Source organism: Phormidesmis priestleyi ULC007 (genome assembly GCF_003003695.1).
GTDB classification, from domain to species: Bacteria; Cyanobacteriota; Cyanobacteriia; order Leptolyngbyales; family Leptolyngbyaceae; genus Phormidesmis_A; species Phormidesmis_A priestleyi_A.
In genome coordinates this window covers 1-4151 of the sequence record NZ_PVWG01000092.1, presented here as the reverse complement: position 1 = coordinate 4151, position 4151 = coordinate 1, and the positions used below count along the sequence as shown (strand labels likewise).

4 protein-coding genes and 3 pseudogenes are annotated in these 4151 nt (G+C 47.4%); 6 read left to right on the top strand and 1 reads right to left on the bottom strand.

Annotated elements, in window-relative coordinates:
• The 5 genes and pseudogenes from C7B65_RS26585 to C7B65_RS26565 form a co-directional block, all read left to right on the top strand.
• Positions 1 to 616, top strand: a 616-nt coding sequence (locus C7B65_RS26585; RefSeq protein ID WP_106254241.1) for a transposase, incomplete at its 5' end; no start/stop codon positions are given.
• Positions 617 to 627: 11 nt separating this feature from the next.
• Positions 628 to 1017, top strand: a pseudogene (locus tag C7B65_RS26580) (transposase); the annotation flags it as partial.
• Complete coding sequence (locus tag C7B65_RS29785; RefSeq protein WP_073075334.1) at positions 1014 to 1262, top strand: hypothetical protein; 249 nt, start codon at positions 1014 to 1016, stop codon at positions 1260 to 1262. The pseudogene C7B65_RS26580 and the gene C7B65_RS29785, both read left to right, overlap by 4 nt.
• A 28-nt stretch (positions 1263 to 1290) precedes the next feature.
• Positions 1291 to 1413 carry a hypothetical protein gene (locus tag C7B65_RS29425; protein WP_262983573.1) on the top strand — a complete coding sequence of 41 codons (123 nt, stop codon included), beginning with the start codon at positions 1291 to 1293 and terminating at the stop codon, positions 1411 to 1413.
• A 904-nt stretch (positions 1414 to 2317) separates the two neighbouring features.
• A complete protein-coding gene (locus tag C7B65_RS26565; protein WP_073075336.1) occupies positions 2318 to 2545 on the top strand; it encodes a transposase family protein in 228 nt (75 codons plus the stop codon).
• A gap of 13 nt (positions 2546 to 2558) precedes the next feature.
• Here the strand turns inward: C7B65_RS26565 and C7B65_RS26560 are convergent.
• Positions 2559 to 3219: pseudogene (locus tag C7B65_RS26560) on the bottom strand (IS5 family transposase).
• 585 nt (positions 3220 to 3804) lie between these two features.
• On the opposite strand from C7B65_RS26560, the pseudogene C7B65_RS26555 reads away from it, so the two are divergent.
• Positions 3805 to 4151 (top strand): annotated as a pseudogene (locus C7B65_RS26555) (IS701 family transposase); the annotation flags it as partial.

The following is a 4151-nucleotide window of genomic DNA, read 5'->3' as shown; positions in this document are numbered from 1 at the left end:
GCAGGCATGGTTCCGTTCTCAGGTAGGGGAACGGTGGGTCTTCATTATCCATCATTCCTGCATTGACTGTCTACTAGAGCTAGTCGGGAGTGATGGGAGTTTAGGATTACCTCAAGCAATTGCGGCTTACTTTCCGAATGCCCACCAACAACGCTGTATTACACACAAAGTTAGAGGCATCGCACGGCATTTAAACTATGAGCAATTACCGCAACTAGACGCACAAAAACAATCGCTCAAACTGACTGATGCCAAGCAACAACGACGGTTTGAAATCACGAGTGATGCGGATGATATTTTCGAGGCAACCGATGTCAATCAAGCACAGAAACCGTTGCAAGACTTTGCTCAAAAGTGGCAATTGCTCGAACCAGATGCGGTGCGTACCTTCCTCAAAGATAGTGAATTAACGCTGACGTTCTATCAATTCCCTCACGACCTACACTGCCATATTCGGACTACGAATCATCTTGAGCGATGGTTCCGTGAGTTTCGGGCGAAGTCCGATGAGATTGGTGCGTTTCCAAATGAAACGAGTTGTCTGACTGTGTTTTGTATGGTGCTGGAGCGCGATCATGCCAAACACAACCGAAAAGCCTCCGCGAATAATTCGTGACACTAGCCAATGACCAACCACTCAAACCGGAGGAAGCAAAACGGCAACGACGCTTTGAAATCACAACTGAGGCATACCAGATTTACGAAGCAGACAGTATGGAACCAGCTCAGCAGCGACTCCAACAGTTTATTATTGACTGGCAACTGCTAGAACCCAAAGCTGTACAAGTCTTTCAACGGGATTTCGATCTGACGTTGACGTTCTATCAATTTGACCGCACGTTGCACCGTCATATTCGCACGACCAATCATCTAGAGCGTTTGTTTCGGGAGTTTCGTACCAAATCGGATGAAATCGGAGCATTTCCTCACGAAACCAGTTGCCTAACCGTGTTCTTCTTGGTGATTGAGCGAGATCATGCTAAACATGACCGTAAATCTGTGGCGAAAAATTCATGACACTAACGGAGTTCTTCAATGCCTGTTTGACGGCACTTAACTTAGCCAAAGTTGAAACTCATCCACCCCATCGACCACATCCACCACAAGAACCGATTCCCTTCTCAATGGCAACGCTGAAGCGACGGGCGCTCAATCAGCATCTTCTCGAACGCTTTATTGCCACCTTAGACTTGAAGCCAACTTTGATTAAATCCCACCCCAACTATCCAACCCTTTGTGACTACGGCATTATCGCTGCCTAAATTTGTCCGAAGTGTTGATTTAACACTGATGCCTAAAGATGCTCCGCAGCAAGAATACAGGTTGGATGTCACGTTTCCGGCGTTTAGCGCAAAATCACGAGTGGTTGGCAGAAACATTGAGTGGATTTCACCTAATGCGTTCGTATCTTGATAGTCAAACAGTATGTAAGTATCGGAGTCAAAGGTGTATAATATCTTCTAAGACAAATTTGAGAGCTTCACCCCAACTCTGAGAAGCACTATAAAACTGTTCCTGCAAACCCTTGCAACTGCCTTGTTTCTCTTGATAAAAATCGTAATCGCCGTGCAGGTTAAGAATGGTATCACCCTAAGTACAGGACAAAAGCTTGTGCGATTCGTTGAGAATGAATCACGGTATAAAACCGTAAATAACCTCTCCAGTCAAGTCTAGCCATGGATGAGATTGAGCTCTCGGTCTGATGTGGGTGCAAGCCCCACCTACCAGACTCAGGTATGACTCCTGATCTGCCCACACCGACCAAGCTCGATTCTTGGAGAGTGAAGCTGGAAACAGAGCGCAATCAGACATCTGTTGTGAAATGACACTGGCGCTAATAGGGAATTCCCAAGGTGAAACAGAGCCTAGAAAAGCAACCTATGTCCAAGCGAGGCACAACCACCCAAGACCTCTACTTCACTGGAGACCATTCCCACCGCGTAGTAAGCTTAACAGCGGTAAGAGTCTAGGGAATCCAGTGGTTGAAATGGCTCTACCTAACGGAATGAACAATCTTACCGAGGGAACGAATAAAAACGGATTGAGGGTCAAAGGGAAGTCGAACCCTGAGTAGGCTGGACGAGCAGCGGAAACCCCTCAATTCGGGTAGGACAGACCGTAAGAGTATTCCAATAAATAAATGATCCTGAGAGACTAAGGATTGTGGATTAAATAACCTGTCAATCTTGTCATCAAATCTCTTGATTCGTCATGGCTGAGATCTTCGCCCCCTAAATCCCCCATGCTGGGGCAGGGCTGATTTATTGATAGGAGAAGAAGGAGAATAGAGGGGAAGTCTCTGATTTCCCTTCCAACTATGAGCCTGATTGCCCATCTTCAAACCATTCCCGACTTCCGCACTCAACCTCGCTATCCGCTTTGGGTCGTCCTGTTGCTAGTGATCATGGGGACGCTCAGCGGCTGTGACGGCTATCGCGCCTTAGAAGACTTTGTGGCTCGTCATCAAAGCAGTTTAATTGAAGTCCTGGAATTGCCCTACAAGCGTCTGGAGTATGTGTGCGAACCGTTCAGTCGAAATGAGTAGCAATACTTAGAGCCTAGGCGAAAACCTGAATTGCCCGCACTACAATGCAAGCACACGATAAATGGAGCATTGCTAAGTAGTGTTCTGGCTTCTTCTCCCAGCGGATCAACACGCGTCTAAATCGAGAGATTTCGAGGTTCTCCTTCAGGATAGTCTTCTGGAACAATCCGTTGGGCCGCAAGCGTTGCCTCGGTCAATTTCATATCATGCCGATTTGCACTCTCAATCACAATCGCGATGGGAATCCCGTTGCCATCCGTTAATAAACTTCGCTTGGTGCCAGATTTGCCTCGGTCAGTAGGATTGCGCCCCGTTACTTTTCCCCCCAACGGGGCTTTGACCATTGCCCCATCCATTGCATTCCATTCCCCCTCAATCCCCACCTCATCGGCGTACTGGTTTAGCCCTTCCTCCCACAGTCGCTCAAACACCCCTGCTTGCACCCATTCACTGAAGCAGTCATGCACTGTACTGGATGCGCCTAAACTCCTCGGAATCGCGTTCCACTGACACCCCGTTCGCAAGACGTAAAAAATGGCATTCAATGCCTGCCGATTCTCCATTCTCGGTCGCCCGCCTTTCGGCTTCGGACGGTCGGCGGGAATGACGGGACTCACTCGTTCCCAAACTTCATCAGGCAGCAGAAATAACGGGTCAATCTCTGTGAAGGACATGACTGATCAATAGCTGAAACATGCTCCAGCCCAGTATCTCATAAATTTAGAGGTTTTCGGCTAGGCTCTTAGACCTACCTATCTAAAAGTCACTGTATTTAAGAAAGAGCAGCTTCCTCCTAACTAGGTAAAAAAAATTACATAGGGAGATTTCGCCAAAGCGAAGAATCACAAGAAGAGCAAAGGCGATACTGTTTTAAGAGGGGTTTCAACTATGTCATCTGTCTCAGTAGTTACGTGTTACTTCTTACGAATAATATCTAAGATCGGCTTTATATTACATTGGAGGGCTAGAAGCTTTATACAATCTTTAATCTCAATACCGGGTATAACTTGATTTCTCGCACTGGGTGATTCACTCGTTTGTGGCTGGGCGATCAACCTCTGTTTAGCTAAACGAGGTTAGCGAACGTAAGCAATTTGCAGTATTTGACCGATGAAGAGCTGGGTTAAAATGAGACCCATTACTAGAAAAAAGTTTTGAAGTTTAGGTAAACTCAGATCTTGCAGCAGTCTCAACAGGGAGTTGCAAAACGGCTAAAAGTCTGTAAGAAAGGGCGTAGAAATAGTTGAATTAGGACGGTTATGGAAACCATCTTGCAACACGCCCAAGGATTAGTGTACGCCCTGCTTCACTTGATGCCTAGCCCCTATCAGCACGCTAGTCTCAGTTCTCTTTTAGGACTGTTTTTAGAGGCGCAGGGTCATCCTGTCCCTCAGGGGTGCCAGACGAAATCTGCTAGCGCGTTGAGCCGCTTTCTGAATCACTCCGAGTGGTCAACTCGTTCGGTGCTGAGAACGACTCGCCACCAGGTGTTGCAGCAGATGAGAGTGCATCTTCCAGGCTCTGGCAGTCCCCTGAAAGTATTGATTGACTTAACCACCTTGGAGAAGTGCGGCAAGTTTCGGCACCTGGGCGACCCGACCGAGGA

What these genes read in the sequence shown, in the direction of transcription:
- C7B65_RS29785 (WP_073075334.1), top strand. Translation starts at nt 1,014, where the DNA reads ATGACACTAACGGAGTTCTTCAATGCCTGTTTGACGGCACTTAACTTA.
- C7B65_RS29425 (WP_262983573.1), top strand. Translation starts at nt 1,291, where the DNA reads ATGCCTAAAGATGCTCCGCAGCAAGAATACAGGTTGGATGTCACGTTT.
- C7B65_RS26565 (WP_073075336.1), top strand. Translation starts at nt 2,318, where the DNA reads ATGAGCCTGATTGCCCATCTTCAAACCATTCCCGACTTCCGCACTCAA.